We start from the raw sequence: 560 nt of genomic DNA on the forward strand, positions 1-560 counted from the left end.
CATAACGAATAGAATAGTTTGTGCCCAACATACCCGAATACTTGTTTAGCAACACAATGACGATAATAATTCGCCCACCCCCTTAGTTTCGGATTTATCAGTTTGATAAGGTCGTTAACAGGGATGGTAGCGTGCTTTTTGATGAGTTCGCGCAGGTTACTCAAGAACAACAACGTGTTGGATTTACTCGGTTTAATGAGCAATTTTCCTTTGTACTTCCTATGATTGAACCCTAAGAAGTCAAAACCATTGCTGATGTGGGTAATATGCGTTTTCTCTTAGGAGAGTGTTAAGCCTCTTTCCGCTAAGAAATCAGCGATTAACGGTTTGATATCGTTCTCGAGCACTTCCTTTGAAGCGCAGGTGACGACGAAATCGTCGGCGTATCCAATAAAGTTGGCTCTGGCACCCTTTTTGAGTGCTGTAGACTTTATACGCTGCTCAAGTCCAGCAAGAGTCATTAGCATCAAGGTGGGGGATATAACCCCTCCTTGTGGCGTGCCCTCATCAGTACGATAAAACAGCCCTTTGTCCATAAAACCAGACTTTAACCATTGTTC

At 43.2% G+C, this 560-nt stretch carries 1 pseudogene; it reads right to left on the reverse strand.

What is annotated here, in order from left to right:
- Nucleotides 1–560 (reverse strand): annotated as a pseudogene (locus H5185_RS23365) (reverse transcriptase domain-containing protein); the annotation flags it as partial.

Origin of the sequence: Shewanella sp. SG44-6 (genome assembly GCF_014164185.1) — a bacterium.
In the GTDB taxonomy this organism is placed as follows: domain Bacteria; phylum Pseudomonadota; class Gammaproteobacteria; order Enterobacterales; family Shewanellaceae; genus Shewanella; species Shewanella vesiculosa.